General features: G+C 42.2%; 21 protein-coding genes and 1 tRNA gene. 7 read left to right on the plus strand and 15 right to left on the minus strand.

The genetic code is table 11. The features are described 5' to 3' along the window. Positions 1-104 precede the first annotated feature (104 nt). Positions 105-578 (plus strand): SRPBCC family protein, encoded by a 474-nt coding sequence (locus tag K5609_RS11640; protein ID WP_221073800.1) that lies wholly within the window; start codon positions 105-107, stop codon positions 576-578. A gap of 1 nt (position 579) precedes the next feature. Here the strand turns inward: K5609_RS11640 and K5609_RS11645 are convergent, their stop codons facing one another. The 6 genes from K5609_RS11645 to K5609_RS11670 form a co-directional block, all read right to left on the minus strand. Continuing rightward, positions 580-1965 (minus strand): phospholipase D-like domain-containing protein, encoded by a 1386-nt coding sequence (locus K5609_RS11645; protein ID WP_221073801.1) that lies wholly within the window; start codon positions 1963-1965, stop codon positions 580-582. Positions 1966-2111: 146 nt separating this feature from the next. Continuing rightward, positions 2112-3740, minus strand: coding sequence for a hypothetical protein (locus tag K5609_RS11650; RefSeq protein WP_221073802.1), 1629 nt, complete (start codon positions 3738-3740; stop codon positions 2112-2114). A gap of 485 nt (positions 3741-4225) precedes the next feature. Further along, positions 4226-5233 (minus strand): FUSC family protein, encoded by a 1008-nt coding sequence (locus tag K5609_RS11655; protein WP_221073803.1) that lies wholly within the window; start codon positions 5231-5233, stop codon positions 4226-4228. Beyond that, entirely contained in the window at positions 5220-6101 is an 882-nt protein-coding gene (locus tag K5609_RS11660) for an HlyD family secretion protein (protein ID WP_221073804.1), read from the minus strand. Before K5609_RS11660 ends, K5609_RS11655 begins: the two co-directional genes overlap by 14 nt. A gap of 17 nt (positions 6102-6118) precedes the next feature. Next, positions 6119-6337 carry a DUF1656 domain-containing protein gene (locus K5609_RS11665; RefSeq protein ID WP_221073805.1) on the minus strand — a complete coding sequence of 73 codons (219 nt, stop codon included), beginning with the start codon at positions 6335-6337 and terminating at the stop codon, positions 6119-6121. Between the two features lie 89 nt (positions 6338-6426). Beyond that, positions 6427-7755: a serine hydrolase domain-containing protein gene (locus K5609_RS11670; protein ID WP_221073806.1), complete on the minus strand. Its 1329-nt coding sequence runs from the start codon at positions 7753-7755 to the stop codon at positions 6427-6429. Positions 7756-7851: 96 nt separating this feature from the next. Between K5609_RS11670 and K5609_RS11675 the strand changes: the two genes are divergently transcribed. Then, entirely contained in the window at positions 7852-8751 is a 900-nt protein-coding gene (locus K5609_RS11675; RefSeq protein WP_221073807.1) for a LysR family transcriptional regulator, read from the plus strand. Positions 8752-8830: 79 nt separating this feature from the next. Here the strand turns inward: K5609_RS11675 and K5609_RS11680 are convergent, their stop codons facing one another. The 6 genes from K5609_RS11680 to K5609_RS11705 form a co-directional block, all read right to left on the minus strand. Further along, positions 8831-10003 (minus strand): patatin-like phospholipase family protein, encoded by a 1173-nt coding sequence (locus tag K5609_RS11680; RefSeq protein WP_246611841.1) that lies wholly within the window; start codon positions 10001-10003, stop codon positions 8831-8833. A 10-nt stretch (positions 10004-10013) separates the two neighbouring features. Continuing rightward, on the minus strand, positions 10014-10871 hold the full coding sequence (pdxY, locus tag K5609_RS11685) for a pyridoxal kinase PdxY (RefSeq protein ID WP_221073808.1): 858 nt from the start codon (positions 10869-10871) through the stop codon (positions 10014-10016). 62 nt (positions 10872-10933) lie between these two features. Further along, positions 10934-12520 carry a bifunctional aspartate transaminase/aspartate 4-decarboxylase gene (locus K5609_RS11690; RefSeq protein ID WP_221073809.1) on the minus strand — a complete coding sequence of 529 codons (1587 nt, stop codon included), beginning with the start codon at positions 12518-12520 and terminating at the stop codon, positions 10934-10936. 494 nt (positions 12521-13014) lie between these two features. Next, complete coding sequence (gene aspT, locus K5609_RS11695; protein WP_221073810.1) at positions 13015-14721, minus strand: aspartate-alanine antiporter; 1707 nt, start codon at positions 14719-14721, stop codon at positions 13015-13017. A 341-nt stretch (positions 14722-15062) separates the two neighbouring features. Continuing rightward, positions 15063-15150, minus strand: a tRNA-Ser gene (locus K5609_RS11700). A gap of 173 nt (positions 15151-15323) precedes the next feature. Beyond that, a complete protein-coding gene (locus K5609_RS11705; RefSeq protein WP_221073811.1) occupies positions 15324-16289 on the minus strand; it encodes a glucokinase in 966 nt (321 codons plus the stop codon). 328 nt (positions 16290-16617) lie between these two features. Here K5609_RS11705 and K5609_RS11710 point away from each other — a divergent pair, with 328 nt between their 5' ends. Continuing rightward, positions 16618-17466 carry a MurR/RpiR family transcriptional regulator gene (locus K5609_RS11710; protein ID WP_221073812.1) on the plus strand — a complete coding sequence of 283 codons (849 nt, stop codon included), beginning with the start codon at positions 16618-16620 and terminating at the stop codon, positions 17464-17466. 196 nt (positions 17467-17662) lie between these two features. Here K5609_RS11710 and K5609_RS11715 read toward each other — a convergent pair whose 3' ends face one another. The 3 genes from K5609_RS11715 to K5609_RS11725 all read right to left on the minus strand — a co-directional run bounded on the left by K5609_RS11715 (position 17663) and on the right by K5609_RS11725 (position 21504). Then, positions 17663-19987: an acyl-CoA dehydrogenase gene (locus K5609_RS11715; protein WP_221073813.1), complete on the minus strand. Its 2325-nt coding sequence runs from the start codon at positions 19985-19987 to the stop codon at positions 17663-17665. A gap of 40 nt (positions 19988-20027) precedes the next feature. Next, positions 20028-20654 carry a TetR family transcriptional repressor PsrA gene (gene psrA, locus K5609_RS11720; RefSeq protein WP_205472823.1) on the minus strand — a complete coding sequence of 209 codons (627 nt, stop codon included), beginning with the start codon at positions 20652-20654 and terminating at the stop codon, positions 20028-20030. Between the two features lie 247 nt (positions 20655-20901). Next, on the minus strand, positions 20902-21504 hold the full coding sequence (locus K5609_RS11725; protein WP_221073814.1) for a hypothetical protein: 603 nt from the start codon (positions 21502-21504) through the stop codon (positions 20902-20904). A 498-nt stretch (positions 21505-22002) separates the two neighbouring features. Between K5609_RS11725 and K5609_RS11730 the strand changes: the two genes are divergently transcribed. The 4 genes from K5609_RS11730 to K5609_RS11745 all read left to right on the plus strand — a co-directional run bounded on the left by K5609_RS11730 (position 22003) and on the right by K5609_RS11745 (position 24381). Further along, the gene (locus K5609_RS11730) at positions 22003-22257 is read left to right on the plus strand and encodes a BufA1 family periplasmic bufferin-type metallophore (protein WP_221073815.1); all 255 of its coding nucleotides are present in this window, start codon (positions 22003-22005) and stop codon (positions 22255-22257) included. A gap of 70 nt (positions 22258-22327) precedes the next feature. Beyond that, positions 22328-23170, plus strand: a complete 843-nt coding sequence (gene bufB, locus K5609_RS11735; RefSeq protein ID WP_221073816.1) for an MNIO family bufferin maturase — start codon at positions 22328-22330, stop codon at positions 23168-23170. Beyond that, positions 23163-23942, plus strand: a complete 780-nt coding sequence (locus K5609_RS11740) for an HvfC/BufC N-terminal domain-containing protein (protein ID WP_221073817.1) — start codon at positions 23163-23165, stop codon at positions 23940-23942. The genes bufB and K5609_RS11740 overlap by 8 nt, the downstream gene beginning before the upstream one ends. Further along, on the plus strand, positions 23926-24381 hold the full coding sequence (locus tag K5609_RS11745) for a DoxX family protein (protein WP_152780827.1): 456 nt from the start codon (positions 23926-23928) through the stop codon (positions 24379-24381). The genes K5609_RS11740 and K5609_RS11745 overlap by 17 nt, the downstream gene beginning before the upstream one ends. Positions 24382-24458 lie beyond the last annotated feature (77 nt).

Raw genomic sequence — 24458 nt, forward strand, 5'->3', positions numbered from 1 at the left:
CAATATATGCGAACCAAACAAAAGCAATTACACCCTGCGCTACAATATATAAATGTAAGCTCTTTTATGTCGATATTGCTTGTTGACTCATTATGGTGAAGCGAATGCTCAAGGAAACAAAGATTAACTGGCCAGATTACTATCATCCTCGAAACGCGCAAATTCATGTTAAAAATGCTGTGCCTAACAAAGTCCCTGCAGAGCGAGTTTGGGCATGTTTGATTAAGGCGCCGTGTTGGCCAACCTGGAAGAATAAAGCGACCTCTGTGCAGCTGTTAAACGGTAACGGCTTAGAGTTAGAAAAAGGCACGGTCTTTCTTTGGAAAACTAAAAAGCTTCAATTTGAATGTACAGTGGTCGAATTTGTGCCTAACAAAAAAATCGCTTGGAAAGGCAAATCTGGCAGTATAGATATGTACCATGCTTGGAAGTTAGGCTGCCAAGCAGACGGCTGTTCAATTATTACTGAAACAACCCAACGTAATGGAATAAGCTGGCTCACCAAGTTTTTTCTTCCCAAGCAAATTAATAGCTATCACAAACATTGGCTTGAAGAACTGCAACAACAAGCCCGTTAACTTAGAGATCGTAAACTAAACCCAGCGAGCGATATATCGCATCGCTTATTTTGCTCCCTGACGCCTTAATGCGCTGTTGTTTTCCTTGCAGCCAAATAGTCTCTCCTTTCTCGCTCAATCCAAGTTGCCACAAATGGGTATCGCGATCTTGGAACAAATAGTCTTCTAACTGTTCTGCAAAGTCTTCTCCGCATAGGTATAAACCAAACTCGAGATTAAGATGATCGGAGCGCGGATCAAAATTAGAGGACCCAACATAACTGCACTGCTTATTCACAACCATCGCTTTTACGTGGTAATAATGCTTAGCGTGTCCTTTCTCTTTGTCTGGAGCAAACTCATAGATTTTAACGTCTTGTTGTAATAACTGTTTACGATAGGGTGAGTAATACGCTCCAACAAACGCTGAATCACTGCCCGTTTTACCAGCAGTAATTGCTGTTACCTCTGCACCAGATTGCTTGAATCTTTGTATATCACTTTCTCCAACGGCTTTAGGCAATAAATACGGTGTAGATATAACTAGCTGGTCAATCTGCTTATGCTTCTGCTGCATAGTTTTAGCCAAACGCTCTCGATGATAAGGTTGTTTGTCTTCAAGTTTATTAAGTGAATCAAACAAAGCGGTCGCTTCAACAGAAGTGTATTCGGGTTCAGCGATAGCTAATACACTGGCCGCAATCGCAGCTAGCTGCAATGGGTATTTGTTGGCAAGCTTGGTAAAACCCGCTAAAAAATTGTCGCGCTCTTCTGCCCTTGGTTTCCCCACTAAGATCTGAACATCAACCGCACTCTCACTCTGAAACAACTGATTAAAGTTTTTCTCAAAGGCCGCTAACACAGCTCCTTTTACCAACAAGTCCAAATCGAAAAAGTTTGCTTTTTTACTGTATTCAAAATAACTATCACCGATATTACGTCCACCAGTAATCATTAAATCACCATCCACTAGTAGTAGCTTTTCATGTAAGCGATGATTACGTTTGTTTTTATGGATCTGAAAGTCAAACATGCGGCTAAACCAGCCCAGCTGACGCGCTTCAAAAGGATTAAAAATGCGTATTTCAATGTTTTGGTGAGCGGCCAATGTTCTTAACCACATATCATTAAATTCAAGTAGGTCATCAAGAACTAACTTTACTTTTACACCTCTGTCGGCGGCCATTCTCAGTTCTCTGTATAAGTAGGCACCACTTAGGTCATGGTCCCAAGTAAAATACTCCAGCAATACGTAAGACTTAGCGTTTCGAACAGCCGCTATGCGATTAGCTAACGCCTCTTTCCCATTTGGTATTAAATAGACTTGAGCAGGCACAGTCTCGGGCTGCCAGTTGCTAGTTAAGTCTTCAGCTATTGGCGGTGGTGCACTTGAGCACCCCGTTAACATACAAAACAATCCTAGTACCACCAACGACCTAATTTGCCAAAAGTTAGAAACTAGATTGGCTACACATTGATTAATAGAGTGCATAAGGAACCTAAATTTGAACGTGAAGATAGAGAACTTAAACGAGCATCCTTGCTCAACAATACTTAGAAACGGTAACCAACATTTAAGGTTGCTGCAGTGCGATCTTTACCTATGTTAACAATGCCAGTGATATTGAAGTTTTTGTCTAGCTCTTTATTAAAGCCAATGAGGCCAGCCCAACGTTGACTGCGAATACCTACGTTATAGTCCATTTCAATACCTTGGAAACGTACAGTACCTGTCATGTAGTCATCGTATCCTTGATATTCAGCACCAATAAACACTTGAGCTCGTTGTTGCTGAAACTGGTAACCAAGCATCGGTTGCGCGGTAAAAATACTGCCACCCCAATCATCTGCACCATTCATTTTGGTTTTGGTCACAGTGCCAGTTAGCGAGGCGAATAAGTTTTTATATCCGATAGACAAGGTGGTGCCTGCACCAAGTAAGTCATATTGAAGGTGAATTGGAACATTAAAATCACCCGACGGAACGTAAATGTGTTCACCTAAACACTTGTCTCCAACCACCAAACCAATACACTGGTCGATGCCTTTAAAATGGGCTTGTACATCGGCATCTACGTTTAGCTTTCCTACCAAGCCAAATACATTCCAAAATGGCAAGATGTAGGCGTCTCCACGAAGGGTAAAGCTCTCGGTATTTACTACCGCATGAGTTTTTTCTGGGTCAAAGAAAGTTTCTAAAAGTGCTGGGCTTAAACCAAAAACACTAAAGCTGGTAAAATCGAAGTTAGTTTCTTGGCCACGGTAAGCCATAGAAAACCCATAAGGTTTTGGCAAGTCGATGCCCTTTCTACGTAACGTATCGCCAAAAAATGGAAGAACATTCTCTAATTTTACGTTTTCTTCACGCACTCGAGGATCTGACATCTCTGAAAGTAACTGCTGATCCTTAATAATGGCTCCCGCAGCGTTGTCGTAAAACGCGACCGGTTTGATTTCCATGTCTAATTCGCAGGCATGGCCTTTACATATACCTGTTGCGTTTACCTCTTTGTGTTTAATAACGTACTCACCGGTATCTAACACTTCCAGTTTAAGTACCTGGCGATACTTGTTTACTTTTCCTAGATCGTGTTTGAACGGTTGATTATTGGTAATAACCATTTCTTTCACTAAACCGTTTCTTACCGTCATTTTCACTTGCATAAATCGGAAGAATGCTAAGTCTTGGGGCAAAGCAAACTTTGAATAGTTAAAACTAACCGTCGCACTACCATCGTTATTCTGGTCAACCTGCAAAGAGCTTTTGTCGTAGGTACTCGCGTATTGGCGCAACTTGTATTCTGTCATCGCCAGCTTCTCGATTTCTTTTAATAAGCCCTTTCTGTGTTTTAGGCTTTCTTCTTTGTAACGAATGTTCAGATTCATGCGGCCTTTAAGGTCGGTACTATGGACCAAAAAGTACTCTGTTGTTTCGGTACCATGCTTTCCTGTAAAGCTTTTAGTTACGTGCTCAACAAAGTGCTCAGTTTGTCCTAGATCACTTAAGGCCAGGCCTGGAAGATGTTCAGGAATATTTAAATCTCGCAACTCGCTAAATTCATTTGCATTCTCTAAGTTAGAGGTGTCTTCGTGTTCCGCAAATGCGGTTGCAGAAAACATGAAACTAGATAGTAATGCTGCTTTTATCCAAGAGCTTGAAGTTGTGTTGTAAAGTGTTGTCATTACAGTTCCAAATTGAAAAACTCAAAAGGTTTATCAACGAAACGTATAAGCAAACGTCCCTATCTAACTATTACGTTAGGTCAACGAATAAATAGAGCGGGCAACGAATCCCCGCTCTGCTGATGGACGTAGAATAAAAGAGGTAAGATTAAGGCGTTAATCAGTGATGATGGATCGAATCCTCAGTTTAATTATTAACCTTATCCAATACCTGGCTAACTGAAAAACTTGTAGGTTTTAACAAAAGAGATAACGCCGCATAGGTAACTAGATAAAGACAAGCTCACCCAACATCCTTGTTCGGATTAGATACTCAAAAGAGCTTCGATGAAGGCTGCAAAGACAGCACCACAAAAACGCAACCTAATAAGATTAATGCTAGCTAAGGGCCCTTTGCAGAATAGTGGTAATGAATAGAAGGTTATCGCTATACAACGCGTTTACCAAGAGCAGAAAGTGCATGCCAATTAACAATTGTTTTCGGCTCACTTGGCCTCAGCCAACATGTTTGTGCTAAAAAATGTATCTACAAAGTGAATAACAAAACGAACGATAATTAAAATTAGGCTCAGGAATAACAGCATCTGCAATGAGGCATTTATATCAAATACCGGCCTTAAGTGCTGAGCGTTCATCGTTAGCAATACTAGAAACTGGCCGCCAAGGATCCTCATGGGTACTTGATTATCCTTTGGAAACAAACGCCAAACGGCAAATGTATTCACAAAGTAAAATGTCCCAAGCTGCCATGCATTGTCTAAAAGTGGTAACACAAACACATACTGAGTAAGCACAACAAAAGCCCAAACATAGACTAATCCTAATATCTTGTTGAGGTAGTGGTAAGGAAATTCGATAATACTAAGGCCCATAGTCGCAGCAATGAGTGGAAACATAAATCCACCGGGCATAGGCAGATATATCCATAACATCCAACTTACTAGGGTAACGACAACAAACTTAAGTGCACGTAAACGCCCCTCTGCTTGGCTAAGAAGGACTTGCTTCGGCAGTGTTTTAGGATCTTTCTCCTCTGGCCACAACAAGCTAAAAACTAGTGAATAAACAACTACTCCTAACAACGTTTCTTGCACTCTAAGCACTGCGATGTTGAAACTTAGCGATTGGCTTAAACCACTTGCTAACGAGACGATCACTGCCACTATAAACGCCATCTTATAAACATAAGCGTATTTCGAGCGGGCAGACATATAAGCGGCAGTGCCCCCCAATAAAAGCTCGCTTAACAAAAACAGTTCCCGCTGCTGGCCGAATAAAGCCAATAATGCAAACCCCAGCACTACACCACTGGCTGTGCCAATCACTCGCTGTCTTGCCTTATGTAGGGCATGGCTATAACTCTCTGTTGTAGCCATTATTATTACAGCAATGGCTCCCCAGTATGGTTTCTCCCAACCAAAGCTCAATGCAAGAACAATGGTTAAACTTAGACTAACAGCTACCTTTATAGCTTTTATACTAGCTGCGTTCATTAGCACTGACCTGTTTGTTGATCATAACGGAAGCAGTGGTTCCTACTCTTAGTTGTACATTAGCGGGTAACTCTGTCACGGTTATCTTAACTGGCAAACGCTGAGCAAGGCGTATCCATTCAAAATTTGGATTCACGCTTGGTAACATATGCGTACTAGTTGCGCCATCAGCCTGAGCAATACCATAACCTATGCTAGTTACTTGGCCTGTTAGCGGAGTATCGGGGTAACTCATTAAGGTTATAAGCGCGAGGTTACCCTTATGCATTTCTTCTATGTCGGTTTCTTTAAAAAAGCCTTCTATCCAAAAACTGGTTTCATCAATTAAAGCAACAACCGGTTGATTAGCGACTACATGTGCCCCCTCAGCTAAATTGAAGTTGGTAATGTAACCATCCTTGCTGGCATACACTTTTGTAAAACTTAGGTTAAGCTCAGCCCCCTTTAGAGCAGCAGACGCAGCCTTAACATTTGCTTGAGCGGATAGAACATCATTTTGCAAATTGTTTAATGTGATTACCGGTACCGAGCCTGGAGTGCGTTTTTCTAGGGCGCTCATTCTCTGTTGTTCGTTATTAGCCCTGGCTAAAACTGCTTTTGCTTGGGCTAAATTTGCATTTGCTTGCTGGCTTGCCGTTAGATAGACGCTATCATCAATTTCAAACAACAACTCACCGCTTCTTACTCGCTGGTTATCCGAAATATAAATGGCAACAACCGGCCCAGTAACACGAGGAGTAATCTCTACGATATTGGCTCTCACCAACGCATCACGAGTCCAAGGGTTAGCAAGATAATGCTGGTACTTTAATCCTGCCAACGTAGCGGCAACAACCACTAGCAATACAGTTAATATTTTAGTTTTCATTTAAATTCCCTAGTGTTTTAGGCAGGAAAAACGTAGCGACTGAGAGCTACCGTGTAAATCACTAATAGTGACAACTCCACGAGCACTGGCGCATATAAGTACTTCCATCCTCCAATACGCCGAATTAAAGCCATAGTGAAGTTTGCAGCTAAATACGCGACACCAAACGCAATCAGTAGTGGTGGAAAGTAAATCTCTCCAAGCACTATTTCTTTAGGTAAATATTCTTGAAACATTGTTTAGTCTTCGTGTTGATGGACTTGCGGAGATTTTAAAACTAGCCACTTTAAAGCGTTAATCGCGAATGAAGGATCACATCCTCAAACTAATAAAACTGATTTGCAGCCGCGCGTAAATACTCCATCATCTTTGAAGGGCAGCCCAAAGGTTCAAAAGCTTGGGACGAAAAATACACCGCAACATAATCGCGCTTAGTATCGATATACATGCCTTGCCCAAAATAGCCTTGAAGGCAACGCGCCCCATCGCCATAAACCTTGTCAAAATTAAATGCATGCGACGCGCTGTTTCGCGCTAAGCCAGTTCGTTTTCTCATGTCATGCATAAGCTTGGCAGGCAATACCAGGGTATTGGTAATAGTTGGCCAACTAGGACAAAGTAACATTCCTACGCGAGCTGCATCTTCTATCGAAGACAATATAAAGTCATGACTTAAAGCGGTACCATCTGGCGCTAAGGTCACCACCATCGGCGCCTCTGCTTTAATATTTCCCCAAATTCTGTTTTCAAAAATTTGTGTCCAAGGCAGCTGTTCAATTTCTTCGGCTATATAAGCTAAAACGGCTCGTGTTATAGGGCCAACCCCTTGTTCACTGGCAGCTGCCCCCCCTCTTTCTCTTTTAATTTGTTTTACAATGTCGAGCCAGTTTTCTTGATAACCGGTGTATGCATTTGGCCGGCCAAATTGAGCCGCTAAGAAACGAGACATATAGGAATTTGGGTCAAACATTGTCTGTTGAGTAGGAGTAATGTTTAAACCACTCGTACCATTAATCGCTTGACGAATGCTCACCCTGTCCCACTCGGTATTGCGAAACTCCGGAAGGTATACGCTTATAGATCTATCTATATCAATCTTCCCTTCATCAATAAACTGAGCAAACACCATACTAATTGCTAAACTCGACAGCCCCATCCATACATGGTTTTGCTCGGCTTTCATTCCTGGATAGAGCTCGAATACCACCTGACCTGCCTGAACAATAATTAAGCCTTGCACTCGGCTTTCCGGTAAAGAAACATAGTCGTTTAAACTACAAGTTTGGTTTTTACCTATTACCTCGCCAATTAATGGGTTAATCGACCGATCAAGTCGATGGTTAGATTCCGCTGGATTCACTAACGAGGACGGCAAAAAACGATTTAAATACGAGTTATAAATAAGTGCATCGTTGCCCCCCATAACAAATTGATTAGGGCTAAAGTTTTTGTGCGCATGACGAATTTGCTCAAGTGAAAATCCCTGCAAGCTAGCAGATACAGGTAACAAAGGTTCTGCACCTTGATTAAGTATTTGCGCATACTTCTGTTCAATGTACCGAGCATCCGGTTGTTCAGCGATACGGATCGACGCTGCCACTGCGCCAACGTTTGCCATTAAGGTGCCACGGGCAAGGCTCTGTTTAGTTTTCATGGGATAGCTCTTTAAAACGATAAGGTGTTTATATTGCTACCTAGAATAGTGCTATGCTTTGCTCAGTGATAATCGGACTTGAAGGATCAAATCCACATGCATTTTAGTCTGGAACAGCTTGCAGCATTTGTAGCGGTTTATGAAAAGGGCTCATTTAGTGAAGCAGCGGTTAAACTAAACAAACACAGAACCACCATTGGCCAAGTGATAACCAATCTAGAAGACCAGCTGGCAGTAGAACTGTTTGAGCGAATTGGCAGAAGCGCTAAACCCACTAGTGAAGGGCAACTTTTATATAGCTACGCCAAGGTAACAATAGAGCAAGCTAAATCCTTTAACAAAATGGCACTTAGCCTGTCTTATGGGCAATTAGAGTGCCTAAATATTGCCTATACAAGTCTAATTCCCAGTGATGTGTTGGTTAGTATTCGCCAGCTTTTATTAGAAAAATACCCCGCTATGAAGGTTAACTTTCTAATTAAAACCAAGGAAGAGGTTAAAGCAGGGATCGAAGATGATTCAATACAACTGGGCTTTGTAAATGTAGATCAACGCACCCCTATCACGAGTTTCGATATTACTTTCCTTTGTTACCTTACTTTCGGTCTTTACACAGCTAAAAATAGCCCTCTGGCAGAGTTACCAAACGACCAAATATTTGGTGCTTTGAAAACCAGTAAACAGCTGATACTAAAAGCTTATTTAGATGATGAGATCTCTCAAAAAATTTTATTGTCATCTAATTACGAAGTTATCGAAGATTTCTCGCTATTGCTTAGCTTAGTTCAGCAAGGTGTAGGATGGTCATTATTGCCAAGGGTCACAATTGAAGACCTGGGCGATTTATTACAACTACAAAAGCTTAACTTGAACGAAGTGAGAGATGATTTTCAGTTTCCCATTGCGCTTTGGGCACCGCGCTCTAAAGCGATAATGGAAATAAAGAAAGATGTAGAATCACTGGTTGTTGCGTACATTAACCAACGAAGAGCTTAATAACGAGAACAAGTTATCAGGTGACAAGGGCGAAACAAGATGAACTTGTCTTCGCCTCATATTAACTAAGCGAGCACTATTAGGGTAACTCTGTGTGCCACTGTTGCTGGTTAATTGCTTTCGTAAAACCGTAATTATAAAGCGCCAACATATAGTCTTCATCAAACATTTTTTTACCCTTTTTCTTCTCAGTAAAGTTTGCAGTAACGTAGGTGAATTTGGTGTTAAAGTTATGCTTTTCACTAAAATATAAGATTCGATATAGATCACCACGATTTTGATTTAGGGTTAAGCTTTGAACGCTACGCCCAAGCAACTCTACACCTCTGTCCTTCAAATGTTGATAAGGTAGATCTAGTCTGCCATTACGCACCACATATATATTTGGTGAGCTATCAATGCCTAATGCCTGGGCTATGTTGTTGTAATCAAACCCGGCTGGGTCGGCAAACATTTGTGCACTAAGACCGCCATCTACATGCATCTCTTCTAAGCTTTCGCCACTAGCGTTTACTTCAATAAACTGCGGAGGAAAAATGCCGGGTATAGATGAGCTAGCACTTAGCACTTGATGAATCAGCTGATCCTTATTGGGATGATCACTTGCCGCAATTTGACCTAAGTTCCAAACAACTTGTCTACCAGAATCAAAATGCGTTGTGCCTATAAACAAGCGCTTACCACTGTTATGTGTAGCAGCAATTTTAGCGATCATTTGCTCATCAAACGTTGCAGCAATAAACTCGTTTAAGCCTTGCCCATTACTAACCCCATCTTTAAATAAGGCATTTAAATAATTGCGCTTCGACAAAATGCGCTTATCGCTAATACCTAACATGATGTTTTTCATAGTGACAATGTCGTCGCCACCTACAAAGACAAATGGCGCAATAAGAGCGCCAGCACTTACACCTGTGACCACAGCAAAATCAGGTAAGTTGCCGCTTTCATACATCCCATTAATAATGCCAGCACCATAGGCACCGTTTGCTCCCCCGCCAGATAAGGCAAGAATATTTAGCGAACTGGATGAGGTACGTAATACTGTAGTATGAGTGTCTTTGTTATATAGGAAATTTGGTGCCTCATTGCCCCAAAAGCGCAACGGTTCACTCAATGATTGCTCGGCTATTAACGCTACTTGTTGATAGTTCTTTTCGGTTACGCGTTTGTCTAGCTCATGATGCGAACTACAAGCACTTAATACTAACGTAGCCAAAACAATCTGCACTAAGGTTTTTGTATTAAACATCGTCTCTACCTCAAGCCACTTTAGAAGCAGCAAAGCTGTGGCGAGGCTCGCTTAGCTGATCTTGTGCAAAAACAGTTTGCAGCTCCCACTCACCACATTGCCGAGTAGCCTCTAATACACCAAAACTCGCGTTGTTAGCATGCTCTAAAGCCATAATGGGTGGCCAACCTTTCAATAAACCTCCGGTAAATAGCGCCGAAATCAGATCGCCCACGCCCACAGGGGCTTTATCAAACTCTAAATTAGGGCGTTTAACCAAATAGCAGCCACTTGAATCAGCCATCATCATGCAAAACTGCTGCTTTGATAAACTATGTAGATGTTTAACCAACACCACCTTTGGCCCTTTAGTTAAAGCCATCTGGCACGCCGCGATAGCTTCATCTAAGTTAGTTATTTCCATCCCTACAAAGCGGCTTAATTCAAATTGATTAGGCACTATCACATCTGCTTTTGGCATAAGATATTCAACCAAATACTCGCTAATACCTTCTGCTAAAATACAGCCTTTATCAGGGTCACCCATAACAGGATCGCAAACGTATATCGCCCTTGGATTAACTTGTTTAACCATGTCTACGGCGGCAATTAATGAGGTTGCCTGAGCTGCATCGCCCAAATAACCAGATACAATAGCTTGGCATTGCTGTAACTGCCCTATTGCATCAATTCCCTTCACTAAATCAGAGATGGCATCTGCCGGAAAGCATTGGCCAGTCCACCCTTGAGCATATTGCGTATGATTAGAAAACTGCACCGTATGAACGGGCCAAACTTCAAAACCCATACGTTGCAGTGGAAACACCGCCGAGCTGTTTCCAGCATGGCCATAAACAACATGTGATTGAACAGAAATAATGCCTTTCATGATGCGACTTCTCTACTTGATTAAATAAGTAGAGGCGCGATATCGCGCCTCGTTAGCAGGGCTTATTGCGCTTTAAATTCAGCGTAATGCTCGTCTAGTACTTTGCGAGTTTCACGACCAATTAACTCGTACTCATGATGAGTTAGGTTAGCCAATGAAACACGTACAGAAGCGTGCACAGTGTCGAAGCCTTTACCTGGAAGTAAAATTACTCCGGTAGACTGGGCTAAACGGAAGAGGAAGTATTGGCCTTTACCACTTTCTTTAAACCAGCGAACAAATTCGTCGCCATAAAGCTTGCCACCAATAGTGTCTAGCTCTAGCAATGTGTAGTAATCAACACGGTCTTTATCTTCTTCAACAGCTACACCCATTGCGCCGTATAAAGTTTGGTAACGCTCGCGGATAATGCGCTTACAAGCCGCTTTGTAGTTGTCTTCCATATCCATTAAACAAGTTAATGAAAATAGCGCCATCTGTACTTGTTGAGGCAAGGCTAAACCTGCAGTGTGGTTAAGAGCTACTGCACGGCTGTCAGCTACGATACGGTCAATAAATTTAATATCACGTGGAGTGGGCGTTAGCGTTTTGTAACGATCATCTAGAGCGAGTTGGTGCTGCTCTGGTAGTGCGCGCATCGCATCGTCAAATACATTTGATTCGTGAATACCGATAGTGCCTAAGCGCCAGCCAGTTGCACCAAAGTATTTAGAGAATGAGTATACACACAAGGTGTTGTAAGGCAGTGTTGCGAATAACGATACAAAGTCATCAGCAAATGTGCCGTATACGTCATCTGTAATAATAAACAGATCTTTACGTTGGCTATTAACAAAGTTAGATAGCAAGGTTAGCGTTTCATCAGACATTTTAACTGATGCAGGGTTAGCTGGGTTAACTACACAAAGCAATTTAATGTCGGTATCGGCTAACTTGTTAATCTCAGACTCAGGAAGCTGCCAGGTAGTTTCATCTAGGCGTAGCTCAACAATTTCAAGTTCGTATTCAGCAAGCTCTGGAATCTCTAAGTAAGGGGTGAAAATAGGTGTGATAAGCGCAACTTTGTCACCTTTTTTCAATAAACCATTATTAAACATTGTGGCGAAGGTGTAAGTCATTGATGCAGTACCACCTTCTGTGGCAAACAAATCAAAGTTGGTGGTCATTGGCATCGCGCCGTACATTTCTTCGCCAATGTATTGCTTAACTACTTTTTCAATGTTTCTTAGCATGCGAGAAGGTACTGGGTAGTTACAACCCAAGAACGCCAATACTAGCTCGTTAAGAAAATCGTGTTTTTCAATGCCTAAGCGATCTTTAGCGTAGCTTAGTGCTTTTTGAATAAACTGAACGCCCTCTTTATCACCATATTGTTTTGCAAAGGTATCAAAACGCTCAACAATGCCTTCTCCATTTGGAATGCCACCAAAACCCCCATCTAGGTAAGCGTAGTTACGCTCTGCTTCTTCTACAGAGAAGTCACCTAAACGCAAAAATGCTTTACGTGGAAGAGTTGCTAAAAAGTTTGGGTTACCACGGCCTGCATCTAGCAATGCACGATCTGGAACGGTGTTAGCAAGATCGATCAATTTGTCTTTTAATTCAAATGGGCTTAAGTCTGCAAATTGAGAGAAATCGATGTTTAACATGTTTTATATACCTTCTGATTAAGTGTTTACTTTTCGTCCGCTAGGCAACTGCCTTGGCGATGGAGGTATATTAAGTAACAGAGAAAAATCGAGTTAATCGCCTATGAAGGATCAGGTCCATCAACACTACAAAACTAGGTTTATTCTAGTCTGTAAGCTCTAAATAAGCTTAAACATTAGATAGCTAAAACATTGATTAAATTAGCATTTAAAACAAAAGGGGAAAGACGAACGCCTTCTGGATAAGTGCTTGGCTATTAGGCGCTAAACCGCACCTGGTTAGTCGCTGGTAACTTTATATTAGAATCACACAAGCATTGTTTTCAGCCCAAAAAACTAACCGCCAATGCAAGCACTGCATAATGATTAGCGGCTAAAACGCAAAAGCAGCAAGCTCCGTGAGAAACTTGCTGCTGGGTTATTTATTAAGGGCAGTCTACTTGCCGCATCAAAGAGGCAAACATGAGTGAGCCCCTTTAATTAGCGTTAGCTTATTAGCCAACGTTAGTAGTAATTATCCCGATGATGATTGGGCCCCACAATGTAAGCAATACGTTTGCAATTGCGTAGGTAACCGTGAACGAGAATACTGGAGTCGCGTTGCCTGCTTTTTCTAACAAGGCGGCAAATGCTGGGTTAGCACTTCTACCACCGGCTATAGCACCTAGCGCCTCAATAGGGTTTCTTACTCGCAATACATAATAAGAGAAGAAGAAAGCCACAATTTGCGGAATTAAGGTAACACCTACACCTAGCATAAGTAAGGTTAAGCCGTGCTCACGGATGGCGTCAATTGCTTGAGGACCAGCCTGTAGGCCAACAATGCCCACGAACACTGCCAAACCAAAGTCGCGAATAAAGTTTGATGCACCCATTGGGAAGGAAGCAACTTTAGGGTTTTTACTGCGTAACCAGCCAACCATTAGACCCGAAATCAAACAGCCTGCGCCAGAACCAATAGTTACGGGAATCCCAGCAATTTTGAAGTTGATTAAACCAATAAGTAAACCAACAACCATACCAAGACCAAACAATACAAAGTCTGTCACATAAGCTGAACCTAAACGTTGGCCAATATTATTTGCAACACGGTTTAAGTCTGCCGCTTTACCGGTAATTTGCACAATATCGTGTTTTTTAATGACTAGATCAGCATTGACCGCTAAGCTAGTTCCGCCACGATTTACATCAGTGATGTATACGCCACGAGTTAACGACTTTTGCGCTAGTTGTTTTATTTGTCCAAGAGTTTTACCGATTAGCTTAGAGTTAGTAGCAATAAGTTGGCGATTTTCTTCAACTAATTCTACCGAACTAGGAATATCAATTTCTTCACCTAACAAGCTTGCCTGTTGCTTAACTGCAGAGCGTCGACCTGTCACTACTACTACATCATTCTCTCTAAAAGTGACCTCATTTGAAGCTAGCGCCTCACCTTCGCGTTGCACTAACTCGATTGCTGTATCAATCAAGCTATCGTTAGCTTGGGCGATGGTTTTATGTAATAGCGCGCTATTACCATCGATACGATAAGCACGTGAGTCTAAGGCTGTAATTGCGTTAAATTCACCATCAGATAACTCGGTTTTACCATCGTTTTGTTTCTCGGCAAGTTCAATAGCTTCTTTACGAATGTCCCACTTCATCAGTGTTGGGATAATCCATGTCACCATCAAAATTGGACCAAGCGAACCAAAGATATAAGTTACCGCATAACCTACAGCCACGTTAGTTTGCATTAAGGCTTTGGCTTCTTCAGTAATACCACCTAATTTGCCAATGGCATCGCCAGCGGTACCAATAATGGCAGATTGGGTTAAACCACCAGCTGCTAAACCAGCTGCAGTTCCGCGGTCAAGATCAAACATCCAAGCAGCACCTAACACCACAAATAAACCAACGCTTGTCATAACAACGGCTGACAAAATAACGTTAACGGTTTTGCGGTTTAACGCGCCAAAGAACTGAGGACCACCTTGAAAACCAACAGCATAAATAAACAATGCAAAGAAAATGCTTTTAACACCAGGGTCAATATCAACACCAAGTTGACCAACGACTACACCCATTAATAAGGTACCGGCGACGCCGCCTAGTACAAACCGACCAATGGTGATCTTACCTATCAAATAGCCAAGTGCCAAAGTGATGAACAAAGCAATATACGGAGAGCTTTGGATTAATTGTTGGGCGATGCTCATAGCGCACCTCCCGTGTTTTTACTTAAACAAGCAAGTGTTGCAGATACGCAAACTTGCTGTCCAAATTGAATTAATAATTGAAACATACCTACCTCTAGTTGATATCGCCCTGTTGCGATGCAGGCATATTAATCAAGAGGATTTGACAGCGTTACTCACCATTGATGGATCGAATCCATCATGAACTTTCTAAGGCGCTGTCTGCTTACTCTGCGGCCTTAAGTTAAGCGGGCAGCAAAGGGGTTACAGATTGAAATAACCAATATAAGCAAGGCAAGTAATGTTGGTAATTTATTTCAGAAAAGAAAAAAGACGCCCTTGGACGTCTTTGAACTTGAAGATGGCGGTGACGGAGAGATTCGAACTCTCGAAGGGTTGCCCCTTACACACTTTCCAGGCGTGCTCCTTCAGCCACTCGGACACGTCACCTTTTTTTGATTTATTGCGCTTAGCAATAATGAGGCGCTAGATTACGGATCACTTATGTTTGGGTCAATAACTTTTTAGCCAAATACTGGCAACTGCCGAGTTCTTAAACAATTTTTGCTGACTCAAACAAAAAAAGAAGCCGAAGCTTCTTTTTCATTAAACAGCTATTAGACCTAGATACGGTAGCCGTTACTTTGACGTAAGTAAGCAGCCGCACCCTGCAAGCCTGGTTGTTCTTCAGTAATGATGTAAACAGGCACTTTAGCCACAAAATCTACAAAGCGACCTTTATCTTCAAAACGCTTGCGGAAATCACTGTTATTGAAGAAATCCATAAAGCGAGTAATGATGCCACCGGCAATATATACGCCGCCAAAGGTAGACATGTTAAGCGCTAGGTTACCACCAAACGAGCCTAAAGCACGGCAAAATACTTCCATTGCTTCAACACAAACTGGGCAGCTGCCGTCAAGTCCACGAGACGTTACATCTGAAGGTTCAAAGCTTTCTGCGGTTTTACCGTGCATGTCCATTAAGCCTTCGTAAATGTTTACTAAGCCAGGGCCTGACAACAAACGCTCTGCCGACACATGACCTAAACGTTTTTGTAAGAAGGCCAATACATGGGCTTCTTTTTCGTCGTTAGCGGCAAACTCTACATGGCCGCCCTCGCCCGGAATACATACATACTCGCTGTCGTGATGGATTAAGTGAGCGACACCTAAACCAGTTCCTGGGCCGTATACCGCAATTGGCGCGCCTGTTTTAGCTTCGCCACCGCCAACTTGAATCTTTTGCTCGTCGGTCAACGTTGGGATAGACATCGCGATGCCAGTATAATCGTTAATTACATGGAAACCTTCGAAGCCTAATTGTTCTTGTACTTCTTTCTTAGAGAATGCCCAGCTGTGATTGGTCATTGCGATCCAATCTTTATCAGTAGGACATGCAATGGCGACACAAGCTTGGGTTACAGTTTCTTGTTGTTCTTTTAGGTACAGGGAAATAACATCAGCGATGCTTGGGTAGTCAGCACATAAATACTTTTTTAAACGCCCTATTTCACCTGTTTTAAGTTCAACTAGAGCTAAACGAATATTTGTACCACCTACGTCGGCGATTAAACCAAAACCGGCCATTTTGTTTTCCTTCATACCAAGTTCAAAAAATAGAAAAATATTATTACGCATCCTAACAAACTGTGATTAAGATGGCTGTACTATATTTATGTCGTCGAATTTTACCGCTTTTGTTCTAGAATTTCGTTAGTAAATTACTAATTGCTTACTCATTTTCAAAGATATTAGACCTAGCTCAAACTATAAAATCCCTCCCTGGTCTATGATTGCACATAATTCAGCTTGTTTTACTAAAGTGTCTGTGTAATTGTATGACATATAATTTTGTTGAAAAAATATTACATTTGACAACGTCGACATAACAAATGCGCTAAAAATAACGGATATTATGAATACGCTTGAAAAAATAACTAAAAATTTAGAAAACTTCAGCAAATCAGAACGTAAGGTTGCTGAGGTTATTATCGCCTCCCCTCAAACGGCGATTCATTCAAGTATTGCTGCATTAGCAAAACTGGCTGACGTAAGTGAACCGACAGTAAACCGCTTTTGTCGGCGCTTAGACACCAAAGGTTTCCCAGACTTTAAATTACACTTAGCGCAAAGCTTAGCCAACGGCACGCCCTACGTTAACCGCCATGTTGACGAAGAAGATGGCCCAGAAGCCTATACTTCTAAGATTTTTGAATCCTCTATGGCGAGCTTAGAAGCAGCAAAAAACAGTTTAGACCCTAATGCGGTAAACCGCGCTGTAGATTTATTGACCCAAGCCAAGAAAATCTCTTTCTTTGGTTTAGGTGCTTCAGCTTCGGTTGCTCAAGATGCCTTAAACAAGTTCTTCCGCTTTAATGTGCCAGTGAGTTACTTTGACGATGTAGTAATGATGCGCATGAGTTGTATTGTGGCTACCGAAGAAGATGTGATCATTTTGATTTCACATACCGGCCGCACTAAAGCAATGATTGATATTGCAGTGCTAGCTCAACAAAACGATTCAACGGTGATTGGTATTACCAGTAAAGACTCTCCGCTAGCTAAGGAATGTAACTTAGTATTGTCGATGGACGTGCCAGAGGATACCGACGTATATATGCCAATGGCCTCTCGAATTGCACAAATGGCATTGATTGACGTACTAGCTACCGGCTTTACCCTACGCCGAGGCGAGAAGTTCCGCGAGAATCTACGTAAAGTTAAACAAAGCCTTAAAGACTCGCGTACCGATAAGGCACTGTAACAACAATCTTCAAAGCCAGCGAACGCTGGCTTTTTTATTGCACTCTCCCACTATTATTTACCCCTTCTTCAGTCCACCAACAAAACTCTAGTGTTGCACTATCGCTATTTCTAGGTGTGTAGCATCTAACTTAGGGCCAATAACGGGCAATAAAAAAGGATGCCTTAAGCATCCTTTTTACTAAGTAAGTGAGTGACTAAGCGACGTTCACTTCAGATTCTATTGGAGCATTTTTTGCTTCTAATACCCCAGGTTCAAAGTGGTCAACTTGAATAGCTTGGTAACGCAACTTATCTGCTTCTAGCAAGTTACTTGCTTCTTCTTTAGAAAGAATGTCTTGCGCTAGAGCTAGGTCTACAATCCCATCTAAGGCAACTTTACGCGGTAACTGGCCTGCTTTTTGCGCCTTAGCAATTTTGCGCTCTAATGGACGAACCTTATACATAGCTAAGAATGCTTGCTCAATAATCGCTACTGCGTCACCTTCGCCGCCAGTGGTTACACACAAGTGGCTTAAGCGTTCGCGTGCAGCTCCTGGCGTCATCATGGTTTCACAAATCTGATGACTTACTTTATCTTCTGCTAACTTAAAGCGGTTTCCAAATGGGAACACTACGGTTTTTAGCACACGGGCAACAACGCGGTTTGAGAAGTTTTGGAAGAAGCCTTCAAAGGCAATACCGATTTCATGCAGGTTACGCTCTACCGCCCATTTAACAAAGGGTAAGTCTTCAGCTGGTCGGCCTTGGTCTTCATAGTGCTTCAAGGTGGCAGAAGCTAAGTAAAGATTACTTAACACATCACCTAAACGCGCTGAGATACGCTCTTTACGTTTAAGATCACCACCTAGAATTAGCATCGACATATCGGCACAAAGAGCTAATCCACGGCTCATGCGGGTTAACTGACGATAGTAAACTGCAGTGTCACCAGATACTGGGCTAGAGTTAAACGCCGCACCAGTTAAACCTTGGAACAAACTGCCCGCAAAGTTACCTACGCCAAAACCAATATGCTTAATTAGTAAGCTATCAAATTCGGCTAAACCTGCCTCTTCGTCTGGGTTGGCTGCTGCTTGTAGCTCTTTGAGTACATATGGGTGACAACGAGTTGCGCCTTGACCAAAGATCATCAGGTTACGGGTTAGAATATTTGCCCCTTCTACCGTAATAGCTACTGGTACGCCGTTGTAGGCGTGGCCTAGATAGTTCATGGCACCAAGCTGAATTGCTCGACCAGAGTGAATATCCATGGCGTCATCTAACACCGTACGCGCCATTTCCGTCATATGGTATTTTGCAATAGCTGTAACGATGGCTGGGCTTTGGTCTAAATCTAAAGCGCCTGCAGTTAAACGACGAGCCGCTTCTAGCTGGTAAGTCATGCCACCTATTCGAGCAAGCGCCTCTTCGACCCCTTCAAAACGACCAATTGATAAGCCAAATTGCTTACGAACGTATGCATATGCGCTGGTTGTACGCGAGCTCATATGGCCCACAGCGGTGCCTAGAGCTGGCAATGAAATACCTCGACCAGCTGATAAACACTCAACTAACATACGCCAGCCTTTACCTGCGTAATCAGCACCACCAATAATCCAATCTAGAGGAATAAATACATCTTCACCAAAGGTTGGACCATTCATAAAGGCTAAACCAAGCGGGAAGTGGCGATCGCCAGTGCGCACACCTGGATGGTCTGTTGGGATTAGGGCACAAGTAATGCCTAATTCTTCTTGCTCGCCCAGCAAACCTTCTGGATCGTAAAGCTTAAAGGCTAAACCCAATACCGTAGCTACAGGAGCTAAGGTAATGTAGCGTTTGTTCCAGTTTAAGCGAATACCAACCACTTCTTCGCCGTTAAACTCACCTTTACAAATAATGCCTTTATCTGGAATAGCACCAGCATCTGAACCCGCTTCTGGGCCAGTTAAGGCAAAACATGGCACATGTGTACCGTCTGCCAAGCCTGGTAACCAGTGATCTTTTTGCTCTTGGGTACCATAGTGAAGCAGTAGCTCACCTGGCCCTAAAGAGTTCGGAACCATCACAGTTACCGCTGCAGATAAGCTGCGGGTTGCAATAGTACTTACAATGGTGGAGTTAGCGATGGCCGAGAATTCTCTACCGCCATAGGCTTTAGGGATAATAAGTGCAAAAAAGCCTTCTGCTTTTAAGTAATCCCATACTTGTTTAGGAAGGTCACGTTGATTTTGCACAATATCAAAATCATCAAGCATGTCTAATAGCGTAGCAACTTGAACATCCATAAAGGCTTGCTCGTCTTCGCTTAAGGTAGCTTTTGGGTAACTGTGAAGTTTATTCCAATCTGGCTTACCACCAAATAGCTCACCGTCCCACCAAACTGAACCAGCTTCCATTGCCTCTTTCTCGGTTTGAGACAGGGGCGGAAGAATTTTCTTAAACACTCTAAAAGCAGGTCGCGTTACCAGCTTTTTGCGCGTATCGGGTATGCATAACAGCACCACCGCCGCGGTCACTAACATCAACAAAATAGTCATGGTCAATTCCTTATTTCACGTACTTTATAGTTTTTATTGTTTAAGTTGGCGCACCCACACCGGCTGCCAAATAGGGGATCACTTTTCTGATCAATCCTTCGGTATTTAAATCTTCATTAAAGTCGGCACTGGCAATATCTTTAAGAGCAGTGCTAGATGCCATGGTGAACACCACTGTTCCTAAGGTGAAGTGCAAGCGCCAAAATATATCGCTGTCTGATAACTCGGGATAAGCCAATCTCACCGCATCTTGAAAACGGCTGAGCACCTCTCCAAAGTGATGAGTAATAAATTTACGCAGGTGCCCTTGACTATCGGTATATCCTCGTCCTAATAATAGTAGGAACATCGCAGTACCGTGTTTCTTCACTTGGTTCATTTCAAGCAAAGGGTCAATAAACGAAGAGAACACTTGGTCGAGGTTAGGCGGTGTGTCGCCTTCGATGTGTTCCAACATCGCTTTGTCTACTAAAGGCATGAACTGCTCTAGGTAGCGCATAAGAACAGCTTGGATAAGTTCCTTCTTGGAACCAAAGTGGTAATTTACCGAGGCAAGATTAACCTCAGCATGAGAAGTAATTAACCTCAACGAGGTATCGGCAAATCCTCGTTCAGCGAATAAACGTTCAGCTGCATCGAGGATCTTACTTTTAGTTCCTTGTCTCACTATGACACCTTAAAAATAAAACACCTGTTTAAAATCTACGTTTAAGGCCTTCAGATGTCAATCATTCGCTAGGCATAATTTGCGGGTGAAACTAAAAACGAGAACTGAACTCGGATTTTTTTAAGAAAAAAAAGAAGATTTTTGAAACTTTCTCGAAATCGCCGGGTCTTAATCTATGCCACTGCAATTAAATACTTAAATTGAACGCCCAGCGCCCCCTGTAGCTGGGCTTTTTTTTGCCTGCGATTTACGACGCGTCTTTCACATTCAAATAAGCAAATACGCGATTCACTGCGTACTCTACCCCTTCTGGCTTAATGGCTATTTGGCGGCGCCCCATTTCATCAGTTTCTACTTGGGCAAAGGCTTGCAGGCTTACTTGCCACATTTTGTAATTAGACTGCGCGGTATACAAACTCATCATTAAGGTGGCACGTTGAAAGTCTTGGTTGCCGTCATCAGCCAAGCCAGGCGATACCCCAAACAAGGTCATCAATTGGTCATCACTCAATTTTTGACTGGTGGGCAAAGCAAAGGCCATCCAGTAATCGCAGCTATCGTCGGCTTGAGATAAGTAGTGAATACCTAAGTCTTCAAACTTTTTTTCAAAGGCTTTATGAAACGCATCATAAGCTTGCACATCTGAGCGTTGTGGGTTTCGCAAGGATTCTTCTAATAGCGGATGACCGCAAACTGTTTGTTGTTTAAACACTGTAAATCCAGGCTCTGCACTCACAATAATGGTATCGCGATATTGTTGTTCTTTGCGCTGAGTTTGCTCTTCTTCAAAAACTGTTGTGCAGGCGCTAGCCAATAGTGTCAAGGCACTAGCCAAGATAACTTGTTTCATAAATTAAACCTGTTTAAACAATGTATTAATATGATTAACCAATTAGTATGAAAAAGCACGTAATTGTAACAAGTCCTTTCTAGACAAGTTTTCAAAGAACAAGTTTCCCAGTTCAGCTATTACTCTACTTTTTTAGCACTGTTTAAAACGCCTAGTGGTAATCCCATTGCTCTAAACAGCAAAAAAGTACCAGCATTTTCTTAAAACACATTAAGCCTCACTTGTTCGAGCAAGCATTTACATTTCGCCAACATACAACTTCACTAAAAAAATCAAAAAAATAAACAACTTTTTTAAAGCTAACAAAATCAAGGCTGAAGCCGCGCCATGCCTAGCACTAACAAAAAGCCACTTAATATAAAATTGTAAAAACCTTTGCTCTATTGTTGATATTTTTTCACAACTTGCGAAATTTTTTCTTTAGTAATGCGGTTTCCTTAGCTACAACTAAGTGAACAAGTTGTACTTAACACGACACAATTTGATAAAGGAAATATTATGAAAGGTTCAAACATTGCAATCGCTACAGCAGTAACTGGTTTAATCGCATTGGGTACTCTTACCGCCACTCCAGCTGTTGCTGCAGGTAAAGAGAAATGTTACGGCGTAGCCAAAGCGGGCAAGAATGACTGTGCTACCAAAAATAGCTCATGTGCCGGCACAGCGACAGCTGACAACCAATCAGACGCTTTTATTGTATTACCAAAAGGCTTATGTGACAAACTAGCTGGTGGTAGCAAACAATCTAGCTAATTTGTAACTGCCGAACCAGCTAAACTTGGTTCGGCAGCCTCCCTACTCCCTCGCTTAAACGAACACCACTATGACAAAAAAACAATACGGGCTTGGTTTGCGCTCAGCTTATGCAGAACAGTTGCTAAACAAACACCAGCAATTGGATTGGCTAGAGATACACGCTGAGAACTACTTCAACCCACACTCATACGATTATCATCTACTTAAACAAATCGCTGAGCACAGCCCAATTAGTGTGCACGGGGTTGGTTTGTCGCTAGGGTCCTTTGATGCATTAAGCAAAACACATTTAGAGAAACTAAAAGCATTAATTGATGATGTTAATCCTTTTATCGTCTCTGAGCATTTAAGTTGGAGCAGCATTAACGGCCGCTTTTACAACGACCTACTGCCCTTACCTTACACTGAAGAATGCTTAAAAGTTTTTATCGAACACGTTAACCAAGCACAAGATTTTTTGGAGCGACAACTGCTTATCGAAAATCCTTCGGCGTATTTGGCCTATCATGAAAGCCACATTCATGAGCCAGAGTTTTTGAACCGATTAGTTGAAGCCACTGGCTGCGGTTTGCTGTTAGACATTAACAATGTTTATGTCAGCGGACATAACCTAGGTTGGGATAACCAAGAATACTTAGAGACACTAAATTTGGATGCTGTAAAAGAAATCCACTTAGCCGGTTATACCGAGAAGCAACTCGACAATAAAACGGTGCTAATTGACAGCCACAACCAAAAGGTGAGCGAGCCAGTTTGGCAGTTGTATAGAAAATTCCAACAGTATTATGCCAACAACATCCCCACTCTTATTGAATGGGACAGTGACTTTCCTAGCTTAGACGTGCTGGTAGAAGAAGTCTTGCAAGCCAAACACATCGACTTAGAAACAAGCGAGGTGAGCTGTGCTTAAACAATTGCAACAGGAGTTCTCAGACTCGTTAGATCAAACGAATACGAATGTGGAAGCACGTTTGGCCAGCAACGCGCTTAGCCCTGACGAGTCAATGCAAATCTACCAAAACAATTACCTAATAAGCTTAAGCGAGGCCTTAAGCGCCACTTACCCCACTGTGCAGAAGTTGGTAGGTGAAGACTATTTTAAGTTTGCCGCCAGAAGTTTCATTTTGCAGCATGGTCATAATCAAGGTGATCTTAACTTGTTTGGTCATGGCTTTAATCAATTTGTGCAGCAACAAGATGCCTTAGCTCAACTGCCTTATTTGGCAGATATCGCTCAGCTAGATTGGCAAATTGAACAAACCGCTGGTCAAGCCATGCCAAGCCACTATTTCACTGTAGAAACTCTACAATCGATACCTCCAGAGCAACTGGGTGATGTAGTACTGCATTTGGCCTCACATCAGTCTTTGTTAGCCAGCCAATACCCGGTTTTTTCTATCTACCAAATGGTTCAAGCAAACCAAGTTGAAGCGATCGAGTTAGATGAACAAGATTTTGTACTATTTACTAAGCAAGCTGATTTTGAAGTTCAGCTAGAGCAAATATCCCCGCTTAGTCATGCATTTCTGAATCATTGCCATCAATTACGTCCATTAGGTGAGCTGCCTCAACACTGTTTGGCTGAATTAGAATCCCTCCTTGGCGAATCTATTCAATTACAACGTTTATCCCATTTTAGTTTTGCATCAGAGAGAGGAGAATTCCATGATGCCACTTTATAATATCTACCTAAAAGCCGTAGAGATGATGCAGTTTCTGCTTATCCCTCTATTACTCACGTTTACTCGAATATGGGTAGCCATTGTATTTTTCCGCTCAGGTTATTTAAAACTTACCAGCTGGGATTCAACGCTTTATCTATTTGAACTTGAGTACCAAGTGCCAATTTTGCCTTGGGAGTTAGCAGCCTATCTAGGAACTGCAGCCGAGCTAATTTTGCCGGTATTTCTGGTACTTGGCTTGTTTACCCGTATTTTTGCTTTGAAGTTGTTCTTGTTTAATATCATCGCTGTAGTGTCTTACCCAGTGCTTTGGCCCGGTGGTTTTTACGACCACCAGCTATGGGGTTTAATGATACTAATTAATGTGATTTGGGGAGCGGGCCCATTTTCTGCCGATTACCTGTTAAACAAAAAAATGGCACAAAAAAAAGCGGCCTAAGCCGCTTTCATTAAGGTCTGTTGATCTTTCGAGCTGATTATTGCAGCGATAAATCAACAGACCCTTAGCAAAACCAA

This window comes from Agarivorans aestuarii (assembly GCF_019670125.1).
Taxonomy (GTDB): domain Bacteria; phylum Pseudomonadota; class Gammaproteobacteria; order Enterobacterales; family Celerinatantimonadaceae; genus Agarivorans; species Agarivorans aestuarii.

Coding starts and splice junctions, on each gene's coding strand:
- K5609_RS11640 (WP_221073800.1), top strand. CDS start 105: ATGCTCAAGGAAACAAAGATTAACTGGCCAGATTACTATCATCCTCGA.
- K5609_RS11645 (WP_221073801.1), bottom strand. CDS start 1,965: ATGTTAACGGGGTGCTCAAGTGCACCACCGCCAATAGCTGAAGACTTA.
- K5609_RS11650 (WP_221073802.1), bottom strand. CDS start 3,740: ATGACAACACTTTACAACACAACTTCAAGCTCTTGGATAAAAGCAGCA.
- K5609_RS11655 (WP_221073803.1), bottom strand. CDS start 5,233: ATGAACGCAGCTAGTATAAAAGCTATAAAGGTAGCTGTTAGTCTAAGT.
- K5609_RS11660 (WP_221073804.1), bottom strand. CDS start 6,101: ATGAAAACTAAAATATTAACTGTATTGCTAGTGGTTGTTGCCGCTACG.
- K5609_RS11665 (WP_221073805.1), bottom strand. CDS start 6,337: ATGTTTCAAGAATATTTACCTAAAGAAATAGTGCTTGGAGAGATTTAC.
- K5609_RS11670 (WP_221073806.1), bottom strand. CDS start 7,755: ATGAAAACTAAACAGAGCCTTGCCCGTGGCACCTTAATGGCAAACGTT.
- K5609_RS11675 (WP_221073807.1), top strand. CDS start 7,852: ATGCATTTTAGTCTGGAACAGCTTGCAGCATTTGTAGCGGTTTATGAA.
- K5609_RS11680 (WP_246611841.1), bottom strand. CDS start 10,003: ATGTTTAATACAAAAACCTTAGTGCAGATTGTTTTGGCTACGTTAGTA.
- pdxY (WP_221073808.1), bottom strand. CDS start 10,871: ATGAAAGGCATTATTTCTGTTCAATCACATGTTGTTTATGGCCATGCT.
- K5609_RS11690 (WP_221073809.1), bottom strand. CDS start 12,520: ATGTTAAACATCGATTTCTCTCAATTTGCAGACTTAAGCCCATTTGAA.
- aspT (WP_221073810.1), bottom strand. CDS start 14,721: ATGAGCATCGCCCAACAATTAATCCAAAGCTCTCCGTATATTGCTTTG.
- K5609_RS11705 (WP_221073811.1), bottom strand. CDS start 16,289: ATGGCCGGTTTTGGTTTAATCGCCGACGTAGGTGGTACAAATATTCGT.
- K5609_RS11710 (WP_221073812.1), top strand. CDS start 16,618: ATGAATACGCTTGAAAAAATAACTAAAAATTTAGAAAACTTCAGCAAA.
- K5609_RS11715 (WP_221073813.1), bottom strand. CDS start 19,987: ATGACTATTTTGTTGATGTTAGTGACCGCGGCGGTGGTGCTGTTATGC.
- K5609_RS11725 (WP_221073814.1), bottom strand. CDS start 21,504: ATGAAACAAGTTATCTTGGCTAGTGCCTTGACACTATTGGCTAGCGCC.
- K5609_RS11730 (WP_221073815.1), top strand. CDS start 22,003: ATGAAAGGTTCAAACATTGCAATCGCTACAGCAGTAACTGGTTTAATC.
- bufB (WP_221073816.1), top strand. CDS start 22,328: ATGACAAAAAAACAATACGGGCTTGGTTTGCGCTCAGCTTATGCAGAA.
- K5609_RS11745 (WP_152780827.1), top strand. CDS start 23,926: ATGATGCCACTTTATAATATCTACCTAAAAGCCGTAGAGATGATGCAG.